This is a genomic window from Exiguobacterium sp. s78, from assembly GCF_018618985.1.
Taxonomy (GTDB): domain Bacteria; phylum Bacillota; class Bacilli; order Exiguobacteriales; family Exiguobacteriaceae; genus Exiguobacterium_A; species Exiguobacterium_A abrahamii.
The window spans coordinates 14,289-32,618 of sequence record NZ_JACSNB010000003.1; the positions used below are offsets into that span (position 1 = coordinate 14,289).

18 protein-coding genes are annotated in these 18,330 nt (G+C 49.7%); 17 read left to right on the top strand and 1 reads right to left on the bottom strand.

Annotated elements, in window-relative coordinates; genetic code table 11:
* Positions 1 to 5 precede the first annotated feature (5 nt).
* From mnmG to KNQ18_RS17440, 4 genes are read left to right on the top strand one after another with little or no spacing between them, the layout of a single operon-like run.
* Positions 6 to 1,895, top strand: coding sequence for a tRNA uridine-5-carboxymethylaminomethyl(34) synthesis enzyme MnmG (mnmG, locus tag KNQ18_RS13165; protein ID WP_149428090.1), 1,890 nt, complete (start codon positions 6 to 8; stop codon positions 1,893 to 1,895).
* A 5-nt stretch (positions 1,896 to 1,900) separates the two neighbouring features.
* Positions 1,901 to 2,617: a 16S rRNA (guanine(527)-N(7))-methyltransferase RsmG gene (gene rsmG, locus KNQ18_RS13170; RefSeq protein WP_023469858.1), complete on the top strand. Its 717-nt coding sequence runs from the start codon at positions 1,901 to 1,903 to the stop codon at positions 2,615 to 2,617.
* A 48-nt stretch (positions 2,618 to 2,665) separates the two neighbouring features.
* Complete coding sequence (gene noc / locus KNQ18_RS13175; protein WP_149428089.1) at positions 2,666 to 3,508, top strand: nucleoid occlusion protein; 843 nt, start codon at positions 2,666 to 2,668, stop codon at positions 3,506 to 3,508.
* A gap of 38 nt (positions 3,509 to 3,546) precedes the next feature.
* Positions 3,547 to 4,311, top strand: coding sequence for a ParB/RepB/Spo0J family partition protein (locus KNQ18_RS17440; protein ID WP_023469856.1), 765 nt, complete (start codon positions 3,547 to 3,549; stop codon positions 4,309 to 4,311).
* A gap of 37 nt (positions 4,312 to 4,348) precedes the next feature.
* Here the strand turns inward: KNQ18_RS17440 and yyaC are convergent, their stop codons facing one another.
* Positions 4,349 to 4,966 (bottom strand): spore protease YyaC, encoded by a 618-nt coding sequence (yyaC, locus tag KNQ18_RS13185; protein ID WP_034786343.1) that lies wholly within the window; start codon positions 4,964 to 4,966, stop codon positions 4,349 to 4,351.
* Between the two features lie 182 nt (positions 4,967 to 5,148).
* On the opposite strand from yyaC, the gene KNQ18_RS13190 reads away from it, so the two are divergent.
* The 13 genes from KNQ18_RS13190 (at position 5,149) to yycH (ending at position 18,327) form a co-directional block, all read left to right on the top strand.
* Positions 5,149 to 6,078, top strand: coding sequence for a mechanosensitive ion channel family protein (locus tag KNQ18_RS13190; RefSeq protein WP_023469854.1), 930 nt, complete (start codon positions 5,149 to 5,151; stop codon positions 6,076 to 6,078).
* Positions 6,050 to 6,238: a DUF951 domain-containing protein gene (locus KNQ18_RS13195; RefSeq protein WP_023469853.1), complete on the top strand. Its 189-nt coding sequence runs from the start codon at positions 6,050 to 6,052 to the stop codon at positions 6,236 to 6,238. Before KNQ18_RS13190 ends, KNQ18_RS13195 begins: the two co-directional genes overlap by 29 nt.
* A gap of 228 nt (positions 6,239 to 6,466) precedes the next feature.
* On the top strand, positions 6,467 to 7,567 hold the full coding sequence (gene ychF, locus KNQ18_RS13200; RefSeq protein WP_023469852.1) for a redox-regulated ATPase YchF: 1,101 nt from the start codon (positions 6,467 to 6,469) through the stop codon (positions 7,565 to 7,567).
* A 120-nt stretch (positions 7,568 to 7,687) separates the two neighbouring features.
* Positions 7,688 to 7,975 (top strand): 30S ribosomal protein S6, encoded by a 288-nt coding sequence (rpsF, locus tag KNQ18_RS13205; RefSeq protein WP_023469851.1) that lies wholly within the window; start codon positions 7,688 to 7,690, stop codon positions 7,973 to 7,975.
* A 23-nt stretch (positions 7,976 to 7,998) separates the two neighbouring features.
* A complete protein-coding gene (gene ssb / locus KNQ18_RS13210) occupies positions 7,999 to 8,517 on the top strand; it encodes a single-stranded DNA-binding protein (protein ID WP_023469850.1) in 519 nt (172 codons plus the stop codon).
* A 44-nt stretch (positions 8,518 to 8,561) separates the two neighbouring features.
* Positions 8,562 to 8,792 (top strand): 30S ribosomal protein S18, encoded by a 231-nt coding sequence (gene rpsR / locus KNQ18_RS13215; RefSeq protein ID WP_023469849.1) that lies wholly within the window; start codon positions 8,562 to 8,564, stop codon positions 8,790 to 8,792.
* Between the two features lie 134 nt (positions 8,793 to 8,926).
* Positions 8,927 to 10,912, top strand: a complete 1,986-nt coding sequence (locus KNQ18_RS13220; RefSeq protein ID WP_149428088.1) for a DHH family phosphoesterase — start codon at positions 8,927 to 8,929, stop codon at positions 10,910 to 10,912.
* On the top strand, positions 10,909 to 11,352 hold the full coding sequence (rplI, locus tag KNQ18_RS13225; RefSeq protein WP_023469847.1) for a 50S ribosomal protein L9: 444 nt from the start codon (positions 10,909 to 10,911) through the stop codon (positions 11,350 to 11,352). Before KNQ18_RS13220 ends, rplI begins: the two co-directional genes overlap by 4 nt.
* Before the next feature lie 19 nt (positions 11,353 to 11,371).
* Entirely contained in the window at positions 11,372 to 12,724 is a 1,353-nt protein-coding gene (dnaB, locus tag KNQ18_RS13230; protein ID WP_023469846.1) for a replicative DNA helicase, read from the top strand.
* Positions 12,725 to 12,935: 211 nt separating this feature from the next.
* Complete coding sequence (locus tag KNQ18_RS13235; protein WP_149428087.1) at positions 12,936 to 14,228, top strand: adenylosuccinate synthase; 1,293 nt, start codon at positions 12,936 to 12,938, stop codon at positions 14,226 to 14,228.
* Between the two features lie 225 nt (positions 14,229 to 14,453).
* Positions 14,454 to 15,161, top strand: a complete 708-nt coding sequence (gene yycF / locus KNQ18_RS13240) for a response regulator YycF (protein WP_149428086.1) — start codon at positions 14,454 to 14,456, stop codon at positions 15,159 to 15,161.
* Positions 15,162 to 15,163: 2 nt separating this feature from the next.
* On the top strand, positions 15,164 to 17,014 hold the full coding sequence (gene walK / locus KNQ18_RS13245) for a cell wall metabolism sensor histidine kinase WalK (protein WP_029343019.1): 1,851 nt from the start codon (positions 15,164 to 15,166) through the stop codon (positions 17,012 to 17,014).
* Entirely contained in the window at positions 17,011 to 18,327 is a 1,317-nt protein-coding gene (yycH, locus tag KNQ18_RS13250) for a two-component system activity regulator YycH (RefSeq protein WP_215085119.1), read from the top strand. Before walK ends, yycH begins: the two co-directional genes overlap by 4 nt.
* Positions 18,328 to 18,330: the final 3 nt, after the last annotated feature.

Here is an 18,330-nt window from a genome sequence, read left to right on the forward strand (position 1 = left end):
GTACTATGGCTTATCAAGCAGGTGAATTCGACGTCATCGTCGTCGGAGCCGGACATGCCGGCATCGAAGCCTCTCTTGCTGCGGCACGAATGGGCTCGAAAACGGTCATGTTGACAATGAATCCCGATATGGTCGGATTCATGTATTGCAACCCGTCGATCGGTGGTCCTGCAAAAGGAATCGTCGTCCGGGAAATCGATGCGCTCGGTGGCGAAATGGCACGCGCGATCGATGCAACGTATATTCAAATGAAAATGTTAAACACATCAAAAGGTCCTGCCGTGCGAGCACTACGGGCACAGGCGGATAAATTCGAATACCAAAACCGAATGAAAAAAGCGCTCGAGGATGAGCCGAATCTGCTCTTACGTCAAGCGCTCGTCGAACGGTTATTGATTAACGACGAAGGACGTTGCGTCGGTGTCGTCACGAATACAGGGGCGGAGTACCGGGCGAAAGCGGTCATCATCACGACAGGAACGTTCATGCGCGGAAAAATCATCATCGGTGAATTGTCGTACGAGAGTGGTCCGAACAATCAGATGCCATCGATCAATCTATCGAAACATCTTGAAGAACTCGGATTTGAGCTCGCACGTTTCAAGACAGGTACACCACCGCGAATCGACGGGAAAACGATCGATTACTCGAAGACGGAGATTCAACCAGGCGACGAAGTAGCACTTCCATTTAGTCATGAAACGACTCAGATGATCACGGAACAGATCCCATGCTGGTTGACGTATACGACGGAGTATACGCATCAGTTGATCGATGCGAACCTGCACCGCTCACCAATGTTCTCTGGGATGATCAAAGGAACAGGTCCACGTTATTGCCCATCGATCGAAGATAAGGTCGTCCGGTTCAACGATAAACCGCGTCACCAAATCTTCCTTGAGCCAGAAGGTCGCGATACGGAAGAAGTCTACGTGCAAGGATTATCGACAAGTTTACCGGAAGACGTTCAACACGATATTCTCCGCTCGATTCCTGGGCTTGAGAATTCAGAAATGATGCGTCCTGGTTATGCGATTGAGTACGATGCCGTTGTTCCAACACAACTATGGCCAACGCTCGAGACAAAACGTGTTCCTGGTTTATTCACAGCGGGTCAAATCAACGGAACAAGTGGTTATGAGGAAGCGGCAGGACAAGGGATCATGGCAGGGATCAATGCCGGACTACAAGTCCAAGGCAAAGAACCACTTATCTTGTCACGTTCACAAGGCTATATCGGTGTCATGATCGATGATCTCGTTACGAAAGGTACGAACGAACCGTACCGCCTCTTGACGTCACGTGCCGAGTATCGGTTGTTGCTCCGTCATGATAATGCGGATCTTCGTCTATCGGAAATCGGACATGAACTCGGATTGATCTCGGAAGAACGCCAAGCGAAGTTACTCGATAAACAAGAGCAAATCCGTCTTGAGATGAAACGTCTTGAGAAGGTCGTCATCAAAGCGACACCGGACGTGAATGCACAGCTAGAAGCAATTGGTGCATCACCACTCAAGGAAGCGCTGCATGCGATCACGTTGCTGAAACGCCCGGAAATCACGTATGCAATGATCGCGCAGATGACACCACCGGAAACACCACTGTCTGCAGAAGCAGCAGAACAAGTCGAAATCCAAGTTAAATATGCCGGCTACATCGATAAACAACTCGATCAAGTCGAAAAAATGATGCGGATGGAGCAAAAACGAATTCCGGATCGTCTCGATTACGATGCGATCAGTGGATTAGCGATTGAAGCGAAACAAAAACTAAACCAAGTGCGTCCGCTCTCGATCGGACAAGCATCCCGGATCTCAGGGGTTAACCCGTCTGATATCTCGATTTTGCTTGTCTATATCGAACAAGGCCAATACGCATTGACTGCGGAGTGAACGAGATGAACCAACAGCAATTCGTAACAGCATTGGCAGCACAGGGACTTGAGGTCTCAGAACATCAGTTGCATCAATTCAAACGGTATTATGAACTGCTCGTCGAGTGGAATGAAAAGATGAACCTGACGGCGATCACGGACGAAGAAGATGTCTATCTCAAGCACTTCTATGATTCGATCACAGCAGCATTCTATTTCGATTTCACGACGGTCACGACGGTTTGTGATGTCGGAGCGGGCGCTGGTTTCCCAAGTCTGCCGATCAAGATCATGTTCCCACATCTCCAAGTGACGATCGTCGATTCACTGAACAAACGAATCGGCTTCCTGAATCATTTGGCGACGGAACTCGGACTCGAAGGTGTCGCGTTCCATCATGGACGCGCCGAAGAGTTCGGTAAAAATAAACAATTCCGCGAACGGTTTGATGTCGTGACAGCACGTGCGGTCGCCCGGATGTCCGTTCTCGCGGAATATTGCCTACCGCTTGCGAAAGTCGGGGGTCAATTCGTTGCCTTGAAGGCAGCGAAAGTCAGTGAAGAGCTCGAGGATGGTGCGATTGCCTTAAAAGTACTCGGTGGGAATTTACGGGAAAGTTTCCAGTTCCAATTGCCAGGCGAGGAAAGTGAGCGTAATATCGTTATTGTAGATAAAAAACGAACAACACCCGGGAAATATCCGCGTAAAGCGGGTACGCCTGCAAAAGATCCATTAAGCTAAACACCGTTTCACGTGAAACGATGACTGATAAAGGTGAGGTGCGCCAACGTGAGAAATGCAATTGCCAAGCTGCTCGGTAAGGGAGGGCAACCTGCTACGATCGAGCTTGACCCACAAGAGACGGTTCAGGAATTACCATTGACAGAACTTGTCGCGAACCAGTTCCAACCACGGACAGTGTTTGATGGGGACCGAATTGAAGAGCTAGCCGTTACGATCGAAGAGCATGGATTACTCCAGCCGATCGTTGTTCGAAAACAAGGAACAGGATACGAAATCATTGCGGGAGAACGACGATACCGGGCAGTGCGCTCGCTTGGTTGGGAAACGATTCCTGCCATCGTCAAAGAGATGACGGACGAGACGACTGCTTCACTGGCATTGATTGAAAATCTGCAACGCGAAGATTTGACACCAATCGAAGAAGCGGAAGCCTATGAGCGCTTGCTTGCGTTACAAGAGATCACGCAAGAGGTGTTAGCCCGTAAGCTCGGACGTAGTCAATCGACGATTGCTAACAAATTGCGTTTGCTTCGATTGCCAACGGATGTCCGGGAAGCATTGAAGAAACGGACGATCACGGAGCGTCATGCCCGTGCGTTATTGCCGCTCAAGGATGAAGCGCTACAAGTAACGGTACTCGCTGAAATCCTGGAACGGGAATGGAACGTCAAGGAGACGGAGCGCCGGGTGGAACGATTGATGACACCACAGCCACCGAAGAAAAAACGTCATAAGAGCTTTGCTCGCGATACACGGATTGCGTTAAATACCCTTCGCGATTCCGTCGATATGATCGAGCAAACCGGATTGACGATTGAAAAAGAAGAAGTCGATTGTGAAGAATATGTAGAGGTGCGGATTCGCATCGTGAAGGCACGTCCGGAATAAGCGGTCGTGCCTTCCGCTACGTTTAGGAGAGAAGGCAAGTGAACGAATTACCTGTTCGGGCGATTCGCCCGAATCCGACTCAACCCCGGAAACGATTCAATGAAAAAGCATTAGAAGAGTTAGCCCAATCGCTCGTTCGACACGGGATGATCCAACCGATCGTCGTCCGACCACGTGATGGCTATTATGAAATCATCGCCGGCGAACGACGGTATCAAGCAGCAAGTCGCGCAGGATTCGAACGTGTACCGGTCCTCGTGATCGAAGCAGACGAGACACGCGTGATGGAGCTCGCTTTGATCGAAAACATCCAACGGGCGGATTTATCCGCGATTGAAGAGGCGATGGCGTATGCGGAGATGATCGAGGAATTCGGCATCACGCAAGCAGAGCTTGCGCAGCGTGTTGGCAAAAGTCGATCGCACATCACGAACAGTCTTCGGTTACTACAATTGCCACTACTCGTTCAACAAGCCGTCATGGATGAGCGGCTATCGATGGGACATGCCCGTGCCCTATTGTCGCTGAAGCATCCAAAGAAGATCGAGCAGATGGCAGAACGCGTCATGGCGGAAAACTGGAACGTCCGTCGGTTGGAGCAGGCACTTCGGGAGCGAAAGGAAGCCGTCCGTCCGCAACAAGCGACCGCTGTCCAATTCGTCGAAGAGTCGCTTCGCGAAAAATACGGGGCGACGGTACGAATCAAACAAGGCAAACAGGCGGGGAAACTCGAGATTGATTTTGCAGATGAAGACGACCTCAATCGGTTGCTCGATTTGTTATTACCTGAATCGGATCAATGAAAAAGAAGCGTTCCGGTAACGGTTCGCTTCTTTTTGATTACATAGAACGTGGCGTGAAAGAAATCGTCGTCCGTGTCGATTCAGCGGATAGTTTCGCATCGAGCATATGGAAACTGTTCGCGACGAGTTCTGCTAGTTCATAAACGAGATGTAACCGTGTATTTTGGAGAATCATCATCTCCATGAATCCACTGACGTTAACGACGGCCTTAATGTTGAAGTCACCGACCGCTGGCAATTCTTTTTGGACGCCAGCACCGGGTGCGAGTGGTCCTTCCGAGAAAAAGACATGCCCAACGCTTGAAAGCCGACCAAGACACGCATCAATTGCGATGACAAGTGGACGGTAATGGGTCGTTTGGATCGAGTGAATCGTTTCAGCGAGATTCAGTGCATGGACGGGTTTAGCGAGTGTACCGTAAACGTGGAGATGAGCAGGTGCTTGTTTTTCAAGGAATGTTCCGACAAGTGGACCGAGTGAGTCGCCCGTCGAACGATCAGAACCAATGCAGACGAGTACGATTGGTCGTTTTTCTTGGACTGCGGAGATTTGTTCGAATAGTTGTTCAGCTAAGCGTTCTTTCGCGAACGGTTCCGTATATTCTAAAAAGAAAGAATAAGGCTTGGGCTCGTGCGAATGAAAGCGGAAATTCATCGAAATCATCCTTTCTTCTCTTGGTGTCGGTGTCGTGGTGGATTGGCAAGAGTGAAGGGTTCTTAGATGATTTTCCTTTCCCGGTTTTTCCGAAAATCTAACGTCAAAATCGGCTCTTTGGTTGAAACTCAATTAAAATCACGTATACTGTCGTAATAGAGAGAACAAGAAAGGGTGAGAGAATGGCTACCAATCAAGATGTACAAGAATCCGTCGCCCAAGTCGATAAACTAATCAATCAAGTAATGGATGCGGATATGTGGATTCGTTTTGGGATGAAATTACTGATTGCGCTCATCATCATCGCGGCGTTCTATGTGTTAACGCGCGTTTTGACTGGGGCAGTCTCGCGTCTCTTTACGATCAGGAAAATCAATGAACAGGACTACTTGGCGCAGCGACAGAACGAGACATTACTGAAGTTGCTCCAAAATGCAATCCGTTACGTGCTCGGAATCGTCATGTTGTTGACGGTACTCAGTCAGTTCGGAATCAACATCACCGGTCTTGTCGCCAGTGCTGGAATCGCCGGTCTTGCGATTTCGTTCGGTGCGAAGAACTTGGTGCAAGATATCATTACCGGAGCGTTCATCATCTTCGAACGCCAGTTCAAAGTCGGAGATTATGTACGCGTCGGTGTGATTGAAGGGGTCGTCACGGAACTTGGGATCCGGACGACGAAACTCAAAGGACTCAATGGGGAGATCCACATCATCCCGAACGGTCAGATTTTGCAAGTGACGAACTATTCGGTCGACAACAGTTTTGCACTCGTCGACGTCCAAGTCTCCTATGACGAAGATCTCGAGCGGGTCGAACAAGTCTTGCATGAGATCGCTGACCGGACGACGAAGAAGTATGTCGATATGTTCGTCGAACCAATCCAGATGCTTGGCGTCCAGACACTTGGTCCTTCTGAAGTCGTCTATCGTTTGATGGCAGAAGTACCACCGATGCAACATTTCCAAGCTGGTCGTCTGATCCGGAAAGAATTGAAGCAAGGACTCGAAGAAGAGAACATCAAGATCCCGTATCCACGGATGGTCATGATGAATCCAGAACAAAAGAATGGTGGACAAACGGATGATTCCAAAAACGTATCAACTCCATGATTATGTTGAGATGAAGAAGCAGCATCCATGTGGTACGAACCGATGGCAAATCATTCGGGTCGGCATGGATATCCGAATCAAATGTCAAGGTTGCGGGGCAAGTATCTTGATGCCACGTCGTGATTTTGATAAACGATTGAAAAAAGTCTTACCAGAGTGATGAAAAGCGGATCTGATCCTCGTGATTAGATTCGCTTTTTCATTGTCTTGCCTAAGTGGAGCGGTTGCGTTCGGTTAGGACGTGAGTAAAAAAGACGGTCGAGCTCCTTGCTTAAAAAAATTGAACTATCTATAATTGTGAAAGATGTGCTGACGTGGTGTAATCATTCTACCCACTGCGGCCGCTAGCACGGATTTCCTAGGAAATACCGAAAAGGAGGAATTCCAAGTGGGATTAACAGCAGGAATCGTTGGCTTACCAAACGTAGGAAAATCAACACTTTTTAACGCCATCACACAAGCAGGTGTAGAGGCAGCGAACTACCCGTTCGCAACGATCGACCCGAACGTCGGTGTCGTTGAAGTACCAGATGCACGTCTTCGGAAATTGACGGAACTCGTCAACCCGAAAAAGACGATCCCGACAGCATTCGAATTCACGGATATCGCAGGTATCGTAAAAGGTGCGTCTAAAGGGGAAGGTCTCGGAAATAAATTCCTCGCGAACATTCGTGAGGTAGATGCGATCTGTCAGGTCGTGCGTTGTTTCGTCGATGAAAACATCACACACGTGGCCGGGAAAGTCTCACCGATCGATGATATCGAGACGATCAACCTCGAATTGATCCTCGCAGACCTCGAGCAAGTCGAAAAACGGATTCAGCGTGTCCAAAAACAAGTCAAGTCACGCGATAAAAACGCAGCGGCTGAACTCGAAGCACTTGAAATCGTGCAAGCATTACTCGAAGATGAGAAACCAGCACGTCTCGCTGAATTGAACGAAGATCAAGCAGCTCTCGTCAAACACTTCCAATTGTTGACGATGAAACCGATGCTTTACGTCGCAAACGTCGGCGAAGATGAAGTCGCAGATGCGGACAATAACGAAAATGTCCGTCTCGTACGCGAATTCGCAGAAAAAGAAGGTTCTGAAGTCATCGTCATCTGTGCTCGGATTGAAGAAGAGATTGCGGAGCTTGAGCCAGAAGAACGTCAAGAGTTCCTCGTCGATCTCGGAATCGAAGAATCAGGTCTTGATCAATTGATCCATGCAGCATACAGCACGCTTGGTCTTGCGACATACTTCACAGCAGGTGAAAAAGAAGTACGCGCTTGGACGTTCAAAAAAGGGATGAAAGCTCCACAATGTGCGGGTGTCATCCACTCGGACTTCGAACGTGGATTCATCCGTGCAGAAGTCGTTTCGTACGAAGATTTAGCAGCAGCAGGCAACATGGCGACAGTCAAGGAACAAGGACGTTACCGTTCAGAAGGTAAGGAATATGTCTTCCAAGACGGCGATGTCGTCACATTCCGCTTCAACGTCTAATCGAAAACGAATCGTTATTGCATAAAGCAAAATACTTTGGTAGTATTAACGAATGTGAGTAATGAATTATTGCTCCTTGCTCGAACATTCGAGCCGCCAGTCCAAGAGGAGGTGACAGATATGCGTAAATACGAAGTACTTTACATCATCCGTCCGGAACTTGATGAGGAAGCACGCAAAGCAACAGTGGAGCGTTTCAACAAAGTCCTCACTGATAACGGTGGTACAGTTGATAAAACAACTGAAATGGGTAAACGTCGTTTCGCTTACGAAATCAATGATATGCGTGAAGGGTTCTACGTTCTTCTTAACGTTTCTGCTGAACCAGCAGCTACAAAAGAACTTGACCGTCTCATGAAGATCAGTGACGATATCGTTCGCTTAATGATCACAAAAGACGAGAAATAAGCTGAAACAGGAGAGTGATTCTGATGATTAACCGCGTCGTTTTAGTCGGTCGGTTAACTCGTGACCCGGAAATGCGTTATACGCAGAGCGGGATTGCGGTAACGCGATTCACACTCGCATGTGACCGTCCTTTCACAGGGCAAGATGGGAAGCGAGAAGCTGATTTCATCGATTGCGTCGTTTGGCGCAAGCAAGCAGAGAACGTTGCTCAGTATTTGAAGAAAGGTAGTCTTGCTGGTGTAGAGGGTCGCCTCCAGATTAGCAGCTACGACGATAAAGAAGGGCAACGCCGTTATCGTGCGGAAGTCGTCGCTGATAGCGTCCGCTTCCTTGAGTCACGTAACGCGAGCCGTTCTTCGGATGGTAGCGAAGGCTACGCTTCATCTACTGGTGGAAACGGGAATGCTGCAGGATGGGGTTCACAGCAACAGCAGAACAACTCTTCCTCGCCAGCACCCGCTTCATCGAATTCGGGCTTCGGCGCTGATCCTTTCAGCGGCGGTAGTTCGATCGACCTTTCAGACGACGATCTCCCGTTCTAAGGAAATCGTCCTGAAAAATCCAAGTTAAAAAGGAGGTTAATCACATGGCACGTCGTCCAGGTGGAAAACGTCGTCGTAAAGTATGTTACTTCACGTCGAACCACATCACTCATATCGATTATAAAGACGTAGAACTTCTCAAACGTTTCATTTCGGAACGCGGTAAGATTCTTCCACGTCGTGTGACTGGTACTTCAGCGAAATACCAACGTCCACTTACAATCGCAATCAAACGCGCACGTCAAATGGCTTTAATCCCATACGTGGCTGACTGATTTCGTAGCACCATCCTCATACGTGAGGATGGTGCTTTTTTTCGCTTCCCTTTCATCCCCTCCTGCTTTTCGGTTATAATAAACAAGTTACTAAAAATTTAAATGAACCCTATAGAGCATATAAGGAGGACACGATGGAGTCAGGTCAACAAGTATCACCGGAACGAGAACGACGCATCGTTCGCTTCATTCCGTATCTATTAATCGTCGGTCTGCTTCTCGTCGTCGCTGTACGTGAACCGATCATCTCCGCTATCGGAGCCGTCGTGACTGCCCTCCTCTTCGGATTGCACCTATTCGAAGAACGTCGTGCACGCAGGGCATGGGAGGCGTACGTCGCCGGAATCTCGATGCAAGTCGAGGAGACGGGACAAGATGCGTTGACGAACATGCCAATCGGGATTTTGTTATACGATGAGGAAACCCTCGTCACCTGGTTCAATGATCCGATGCGGGACATCTTTGATGATGTAGCGATGGGACAGACGCTCAATGAGCTCGATCCCTTATTCATCGAGATGGTCGCGACGAATGAGGACCAAGCGACGCTTGAAATCGGTGATGCCGTATATCGCGTCTTTTCAAATCATGAGAACCGGACGTTCTATCTGTTCGATATGACAGAAGAGGCACAAGTCGAACAACAACTCGTCGACAATCAGACGGTCATCGGCGTCATCTATCTCGATAACTACGATGAGATGACACAAGGTATCGAAGATCAGTTGCGCAGTGAGTTGAACAGTCGTGTCACTCAACTATTGAATCACTGGGCAGCCGAACACGGAACGTATATCAAGCGGACCGCATCTGATCGGTATTTCATCGTCACGACAGAAGAGAATCTCCGGATTCTCGAACGATCGAAGTTCACGATTCTCGATACAGTTCGCGAAGAGACGAGTCAGCGTGGTGTCCAGTTGACGTTATCGATCGGAATTGGTTGCGGAAGTGACCCGATTCCGGCGCTTGGTCTGATGGCTCAGTCGAGTCTCGATCTCGCATTAGGACGGGGAGGCGACCAAGTCGTCATCAAACGCGATGGAAAAGTCCGCTTTTATGGCGGCAAGACGAATCCGACAGAAAAACGGACACGTGTCCGAGCACGTGTCATTGCCAACTCGCTTCGTGACTTAATGCAGGAATCGAGCCGTGTCCTGATCATGGGGCATAAGAATCCGGATATGGATGCACTCGGATCAGCGATCGGCATTTTGAAGCTTGCGGAAATGAACGATAAGGAAGCGCATATCGTTTTACCGCCAGAAGAAATCGGTCGTGGGATTCGCCGGATGATGGACGAGATCGCTGAAGTACCACAACTCGAGACACGGTTCGTCAATGCGTTTCAAGCAGATCAGTTAATTGACGACCAGACGTTACTCGTCGTCGTCGATACACATAAGCCGTCGCTCGTCGTCGTGCCGACGTTACTCGATCGATTCGAGCATATGGTCGTGATTGATCATCACCGGCGTGGGGAGGACTTCATCGAAGATGCGGTCCTCGTTTATCTCGAGCCGTATGCTTCTTCGACGTCAGAACTCGTCACCGAGTTGATCGAGTACCAGCCGACGAATCAGAAGCTATCGATGCTTGAGGCGACGGCGTTACTTGCCGGAATCATCGTCGATACGAAAGGCTTTGCCCTTCGGACCGGCTCGCGGACGTTCGATGCTGCATCTTACTTGCGTTCACAAGGTGCTGACACGGTGCTCGTGCAAGAGTTCCTCAGTCAGGATCTTGAGACGTACGTTGAGCAGTCACATATCCTCGAGCGGTCCGAGGTCTATACGAAAGGGATGGCGATTGCGACAGCGGAACCTGGCGTCATTCACGATCAAGTCTTGATCGCACAAGCGGCCGATCAATTGTTGTCGCTTCAAGGCATCCGTGCTGCCTTCGTCATCGCGGAACTTCAAGACGGACGGACAGCGATCAGTGCCCGTTCACTCGGAGAAGTCAACGTCCAATTGATCATGGAGACGCTCGGAGGCGGCGGTCACTTGACGAACGCGGCGACACAGATGTCAGAATCGGTCGTCACGGTCGCGGATGCGTTGCGTAAAGCGATCGATCAATATCTAGAAGATGAGACAAAAGGAGAGGAATCAGAATGAAGGTTATTTTCTTACAAGATGTAAAAGGACAAGGTAAAGCAGGAGACGTTAAAGACGTGGCCGATGCTTATGCAAATAACGTACTCTTCAAGAAAAAGTTGGCGCGTCCTGCGACGACTGGCAACTTGAAGCAACATGAAGCACATGAACGTAAAGCAGCAGAAGAAGCGAAACAGAACTTGCTTGACGCACAAGCGTTAAAAGAGAAAATCGAAAAAGAGACGATCGTCGTCTCGACGAAAGCCGGTGAAGGCGGTCGTGTCTTCGGTTCTGTCACAAGCAAACAGATCGCGGAAGCACTCAAGAGCATGGGTTACAAAATCGACAAACGTAAAATCGAGCTCGAGCACCCAATCAAGGCACTCGGCTTTACGAAGGTACCATTGAAGCTACACAACGAAGTGACAGCGACGCTGAACGTTCAGGTCAAAGAGGCGTGAGTAGAAAAGGGGAACGGTGATGAGTGAAGTCATGCAAAATATGCCTCCCCAAAGTATCGAGGCAGAACAAGCCGTCCTAGGGGCGATCATGATTGATGCGGATCGTTTGATCAGTGCATCAGAACGTCTGTTACCGCAGGACTTTTACCGTGCCTCTCACCAACGGATCTTCGAAGCGATGCTCGTGCTGTCCGACCGAGGCGAAGCGATCGACCTCGTCACGGTCACAGCCGAGCTCAGTACGCTTGGTATCCTAGATGAGATCGGTGGTCTACCGTATCTAGCGGAACTAGCGGAAGGGGTACCGACCGCAGCCAACATTAATTACTACGTCAACGTCGTTGACCAGAAGTCGACGCTTCGGCGTCTCATTCGGACGGCTGGTGAAATCGTCACTGACGGGTACGAACGGCAAAATGAGGTCGATGTCCTGCTGAACGAGGCAGAACGGAAGATTCTCGAAGTATCACAAGGAAAAGGGAGCGCAAGCTTCATCCCGATCTCGGACGTCTTGACGAGTGCCTATGCAACGATTGATAAATTGCATAAGCAAAGTGGCGAGACGACGGGGATTCCGACCGGTTTCCAGGATCTCGATAAGATGACGGCCGGCTTCCAGCGTAACGATCTAATCATCGTCGCAGCACGTCCATCGGTCGGGAAGACGGCGTTTGCCTTGAACATCTCGCAAAACGTCGCGACACGCGCTGACGAGAACGTCGCCATCTTTAGTCTTGAGATGGGTGCCGAACAGCTCGTCATGCGGATGCTCTGTGCCGAAGGAAACGTCGATGCGCAGCGTCTGCGGACTGGTCAACTCGAGGAAGAGGACTGGGGCAAGTTATCGCTTGCGATGAGTAACCTGTCTCAAGCCGGCATCTACATCGACGATACACCAGGGATTCGGGTTAACGATATCCGGGCGAAGTGCCGTCGTTTGAAGCAGGAGCACGGTCTTGGGATGATCATGATCGATTACTTGCAGCTGATTCAAGGGAATGGTCGCTCAAGCGACAACCGTCAACAAGAGGTTTCGGAAATTTCCCGTTCCTTGAAATCACTCGCGCGGGAACTCGAAGTTCCGGTCATCGCCTTATCGCAGCTCTCTCGTGGGGTTGAGAGTCGTCAAGATAAGCGACCGATGATGTCGGATATCCGGGAATCGGGAGCGATCGAGCAAGATGCCGATATCGTTGCCTTCTTGTATCGTGACGATTACTACAATAAAGAAACGGAAGATGCGAATACGATTGAGATCATCATCGCAAAACAGCGGAATGGTCCAACCGGTACCGTCAAACTCGCCTTCCGAAAAGAATTCAACAAGTTCGTGGATCTCGAGCCAAGTAACTCGTACGCGCCACCAGCTTAATCCAAGCTACGCTTTGTCTTCGATCAATCGGAGACAAAACGTAGCTTTTTTTATTTTCACCTAAAGATTCTCAGTTTATTTATCAAAAACGATAATTAAACGAACGAAAGAGAATTGTAACAATTAATTGTTCGGTATTTGGTTGACTTCTTTTTTTTATCGCGTTACACTTAGTCGTGGTTTTGAATCGTACGTGGAGGTGGATGATAAGATGTCATCAGTAGTAGTAGTCGGAACACAGTGGGGCGACGAAGGAAAAGGGAAAATCACCGATTTTCTTTCGAAACAAGCCGACGTCGTAGCACGTTATCAAGGTGGAGACAATGCAGGACATACGATCGTATTCAATAACGAGACGTACAAATTGCACTTGATCCCATCAGGTATTTTTTACTCGGATAAGAAATGTGTCATCGGGAACGGTCTCGTCGTTAACCCGAAATCACTCGTCAAGGAATTGAAGTATCTACACGATCGTGGTGTTTCAACGGATAACTTGTTAATTTCGAATCGGGCGCATGTCATCTTGCCGTATCATCAGTTGCAGGATCAGTTAGAAGAAGAAGCGAAAGGCGACGCTAAAGTCGGAACGACGCTAAAAGGAATCGGACCGTGCTACATGGATAAAGCCGCTCGAATCGGAATCCGGATGGCAGACTTACTCGACAAAGAAACGTTCGCTGAGAAGTTGAAGATCGTTCTCGACCAAAAGAATCGCATGTTCACGAAGATGTATGATGCTGAACCAATCGCATTCGACGATATCTTCGAAGAGTACTATGCGTATGGACAAGAATTCGCGAAATACGTCTGCGATACATCCGTCGTCGTCAACGATAGCCTCGACCATGGTGAAAAAGTGTTGTTCGAAGGCGCACAAGGTGTCTTACTCGACCTTGACCACGGAACGTATCCGTTCGTTACATCATCGAACGCATCAGCTGGTGGTGTCGCATCAGGTGTCGGTGTTGGTCCAGCTCGGATCGATCACGTCGTTGGTGTCTGTAAAGCGTACACGTCACGAGTCGGTGACGGTCCGTTCCCAACGGAATTGTTCGATGACATCGGTCATCAAATCCGTGAAGTCGGTCGTGAATACGGAACGACGACAGGACGTCCGCGTCGTGTTGGTTGGTTCGACTCGGTCGTTGTTCGCCACTCGCGCCGTACAAGTGGATTGACGGATCTTTCGCTCAACTCGATCGACGTTTTGACAGGACTCGACACATTGAAAATCTGTACATCATACGAATTCAACGGTAAACAGATCGATGAGTACCCAGCAAGCTTCCGTGATCTCGAAGCATGTGTTCCAATTTACGAAGAACTTCCAGGCTGGAAAGAGGACATCACAGGTGTCCGTCGCTTTGAAGATCTACCGTTGAACGCACAGAACTACGTTAAGCGGATTGCGGATCTGACAGGTATCTCACTCGTCACGTTCTCGGTCGGACCGGGTCGTGAACAGACAGTCGTCTTGCGTGATCTCTACGAAGAAGCATAAGTCTCAACAGCCTCTTGCCTCCTGCAAGAGGCTGTTTTTTGTGCGAAATGGTTCACAAACGGAAGCAAAAACAGGTATACTGAATACAGTGTTTCACGTGGAACCTCTCTCGTGAGACGACGAACAGCAGAGAGAGTGGCGCCGGGAGTTTCCGTCGCCACCTTTCTATATGCCGAAAAAACAGGTAAAATAGATTGAATAGAAATTTTTAAGGGGGCACACCCAGTGACGGAACGCAAAATTCTAGTCGTCGATGACGAGTTACCGATTGCAGATATACTCAAGTTTAAATTAGAAAAAGAAGGCTACCAGGTCGCGATCGCAAATGACGGCGTGGAGGCATTAGAGAAATTCGAGGAGTTCAAACCGGATTTGATGTTACTCGACATCATGCTTCCGCTGATGGACGGGATGGAAGTCTGCCGAGAAGTCCGGAAGACGTCGAAGATTCCAATCATCATGTTGACAGCGAAGGATTCCGAGATTGATACGGTACTTGGTCTTGAGCTTGGCGCGAACGATTACGTGACGAAGCCATTTAGCTCGCGCGAGTTACTTGCCCGTGTGAAAGTCCACTTACGCAACACGAGTTCTGAAGCTACACCACAACCGGTTGGACCAGGTCCACTCAAAGTCGGAGAACTGTATATCGATACGAATTCGCATACGGTGACACGTAAGGATCAAAAGATCGAGCTGACGCAACGTGAGTTCGAATTGTTGCACTACCTCGCGAAAAACATCGGTCAAGTCATGACACGTGAGCATTTGTTGCAAACGGTCTGGGGCTATGACTACTTCGGTGATGTCCGGACAGTCGACGTGACAGTACGTCGTCTCCGTGAGAAAGTCGAAGACAACCCAAGTACGCCTGTCTATATCATGACGCGTCGTGGTGTCGGCTACTATCTCCAAGACGGGGAGAATGAATAACGATGTTAAAAGGAACGAACTTCTTTAAATCCATCCAATGGAAACTCGTCGTCATCTATGCCTTATTGATTTTAGTGGCGATGCAGGTCATTGGCGTCTATTTCGTTCGTTCCCTTGAAAAGCAGTACATTACGAACTTCTCGAAGTCGGTCGAGGACCGAGCAGGCCTTGTCGCCTATAACGTCGGGAAGGAATTCGATAAAACAGGCGATGATGACGCCTCCAAGCGGCAGTTGTCCCAATCACTAGGGCAACTGCTGTCTGAGTTTAGTAATGGCTCCACCTCAAGGAACGACATCCTCGAAGTCCAGATCATTGACCAGGACTCAATCATCCAAGCGACATCGGATAACGAGAACCAATCAGCAGTCGGACAACGGGCGACGAATTCACTGATTAAAAAGGCACAGGCAACGAGCTCGACCCGGACGGACACCGTGCTTGATCCGGAATCAGAGGATAAGATCCGGATCTTTGCCGTACCGGTCACCTCGGAACGAGACGGTGTAACGACCGGTATGATTTATGTTCGCGCTTCGATGGAGTCAATCTATTCGCAGATGCAACAGGTTACGCGGATTCTTGCGACCGGAACGGTCATCGCCCTCGTCATCACGTCAATTCTCGGTGTGTTGCTGTCGCGGACGATCACGCGTCCGATTTCCGATATGCGGCGTCAAGCGATCGAGATGCGACGCGGGAACTTCTCGCGGAAGGTTAAGGTCTATTCGGACGATGAGATCGGGCAACTCGCCCGTTCCTTCAACGAATTGACGGATGAACTACTCGAAGCGAACGCGACGACGGAAGCCGAACGACGGAAATTGACGAGCGTCCTTGAGAACATGACCGATGGCGTCATCGCGACGGATCGAACACTGCGCGTCATCTTGATGAACGATCAAGCGAAGGATATCGTCGGTGCGGACGATGCGAGCGTCGTCGGAACGAACTTGAAGGACTTACTGGCACTCGGTGACGATTTCATGATTCCGGAAGACGGTACGATGCCACCGCGTCTGCTTGATTTCAGTAGTGAGGACGAACTGTTCCTCGTCCGGGCATTCTTCTCGCCCGTCAAGAAACACAGTGGTCCGATTACCGGGATGATCGTCGTCCTGCATGACGTCACGGAACAGGAGCAGGTCGAACAGGATCGTCGCGAATTCGTCGCGAACGTCAGTCACGAGCTCCGAACACCGCTGACGACGATGCGCAGCTATCTTGAAGCCTTGGCAGAAGGAGCGTATCAGGACGAGGAGCTCGCACCACGTTTCCTTGAGACGACACAGAACGAGACGGAGCGGATGATCCGCCTCGTCACCGATCTCTTACAACTGTCGAAGATGGACAGTAAGGAATACAAAATGAACAAGGTCCGCTTCGATTACATTCAGTTCCTGAATGAGATTCTCGATCGCCATGACATGACGAAGCCGGAACGGATTCGTTTCCGTCGTAAGATCATGAAGCGGAAAGTCTATATCCGTGGTGATCAGGATAAATTGATTCAGGTCGCAGACAACATCCTGACGAACGCAATCAAGTACTCACCGGAAGGCGGAACGATCACCGTCCGGACGATGCTCCGGGCAAAACGGATCGTCATCAGCATCAAGGATGAAGGTGTCGGAATCCCGAAAGCGAATCTCCAAAAAATCTTCGAACGCTTCTACCGTGTCGATAAAGCCCGTGCCCGTAAAATCGGCGGCACCGGTCTTGGTCTGTCGATCGCAAAAGACGTCGTTTCGGCACATGGTGGCGACATCTGGGCAGAAAGTGAATGGGGACGCGGCACGACGATTTACTTCACGCTTCCGTATGAGGTGATCGAAGAGGTGGATGCCGGATGAAGAAACAACACTGGAGTTCGCTGTTACTCGTCCTACTTGTCGCCGGTTCGATCGCTCAGACAGCGATGCTCTGGACCTATCATCCAAGCAGTGAATCAATCGAGCGGGAACAGGTCTCGTTCAACGAGATCGATGCCTCAAAGACGATTGAAAGCAACCAACTGATCAACCCGGAACTACTCGTCTATTCGGATCAGGAAGGGATCTATCAGACACAAATCATCGGTCGGACCTTCCTTAACCGAATCGGTGCGTCGTTTAACATCGGTGTCCTTGTCTTGACGGATAAAGCGAACAACATCCCGGTCGGTGACCGGAGTGTCGAGATGATCTTCCCGACATCGATCAGTGCGACGATTCTTGAAGAGTTACTCGGAGAAAAACAGATCGCCTTCTCGGAACCGATCAAACGACTCTATTTACTCGATTATGATGGACCAATCCTCCGTCTCGAGTCGGCGACCGGTCGCCTGAAGGACTTCAAGCTCGTCGGCGATGAGACGGTTCTGAAGCGACTGTTCGCGCATGATAAGAAAAAACCGATGACACGCGTCGAACTCAAAGGTGGCGATTATACGTATGTCGCGAGCGGTACGACGCGACTAGAGCAAGTCTTCGTCTATGACGAGGTCGGGCAATCGCCGAAACCACTCGACCGCATTCGGAGTGCCTTTTTTGCCGAGAACTCGAACGTCCAGCAAATCAAGAGTCGGGATGATCTCGACGTCTTAACGGACGGCGTCAGCGTTTCGACGTATGACCGAAACTATAATGTGTATCGCTTCAATACATTATCGCCGAATACGCAAAGCTCGACGGTCGATTACAGCACGCTCGTCAGCTATGTCAACATTCATGGGGGCTGGCTCGATCAAGATACCCAACGCAGTGGTTTCCGGTATTACTTTGATCAGATGAGTAAAAAGAGTGAGGAACAGACGGCGACGTTCCGGTTGTACTTGAACCGGTATCCGGTATTTGGGGAGAGTGGTCCGCTACTCGAACAGACGAAGTTCGATCTTGCGACACTGAAGATCATGTATGAGGAAAATCAAGTCCGGTCGCTCAGTCGTAGCATGCTCCGAGCGAAGCGGAAGCTCATCCTTCGGGAAGAAACGGTGCCAGCTGTTGAAACGGTTCTCGAACGTCTGAGTCGTGCTGACCTCTTAAAAGAGATCAGTGGAATCCGGATTGGATATGAGATGACGTATAAGATTTCAACGAGCCGCTATGCCGTCTTTGAGCCGACGTGGTTCATCAAAATCGATGGCGTCTGGCAATCGATCAATCAAGCTGTCGGGAATGAGGGGTGAGGA

Bases quoted from the DNA above. Each gene is read 5' to 3' on its own strand.
- yyaC (WP_034786343.1), bottom strand. From the start codon at position 4,966: ATGAATTTCCGCTTTCATTCGCACGAGCCCAAGCCTTATTCTTTCTTT.
- ssb (WP_023469850.1), top strand. From the start codon at position 7,999: ATGATTAACCGCGTCGTTTTAGTCGGTCGGTTAACTCGTGACCCGGAA.
- KNQ18_RS13190 (WP_023469854.1), top strand. From the start codon at position 5,149: ATGGCTACCAATCAAGATGTACAAGAATCCGTCGCCCAAGTCGATAAA.
- dnaB (WP_023469846.1), top strand. From the start codon at position 11,372: ATGAGTGAAGTCATGCAAAATATGCCTCCCCAAAGTATCGAGGCAGAA.
- KNQ18_RS13195 (WP_023469853.1), top strand. From the start codon at position 6,050: ATGATTCCAAAAACGTATCAACTCCATGATTATGTTGAGATGAAGAAG.
- mnmG (WP_149428090.1), top strand. From the start codon at position 6: ATGGCTTATCAAGCAGGTGAATTCGACGTCATCGTCGTCGGAGCCGGA.
- walK (WP_029343019.1), top strand. From the start codon at position 15,164: ATGTTAAAAGGAACGAACTTCTTTAAATCCATCCAATGGAAACTCGTC.
- yycH (WP_215085119.1), top strand. From the start codon at position 17,011: ATGAAGAAACAACACTGGAGTTCGCTGTTACTCGTCCTACTTGTCGCC.
- rpsF (WP_023469851.1), top strand. From the start codon at position 7,688: ATGCGTAAATACGAAGTACTTTACATCATCCGTCCGGAACTTGATGAG.
- rplI (WP_023469847.1), top strand. From the start codon at position 10,909: ATGAAGGTTATTTTCTTACAAGATGTAAAAGGACAAGGTAAAGCAGGA.
- rsmG (WP_023469858.1), top strand. From the start codon at position 1,901: ATGAACCAACAGCAATTCGTAACAGCATTGGCAGCACAGGGACTTGAG.
- KNQ18_RS13235 (WP_149428087.1), top strand. From the start codon at position 12,936: ATGTCATCAGTAGTAGTAGTCGGAACACAGTGGGGCGACGAAGGAAAA.
- rpsR (WP_023469849.1), top strand. From the start codon at position 8,562: ATGGCACGTCGTCCAGGTGGAAAACGTCGTCGTAAAGTATGTTACTTC.
- KNQ18_RS13220 (WP_149428088.1), top strand. From the start codon at position 8,927: ATGGAGTCAGGTCAACAAGTATCACCGGAACGAGAACGACGCATCGTT.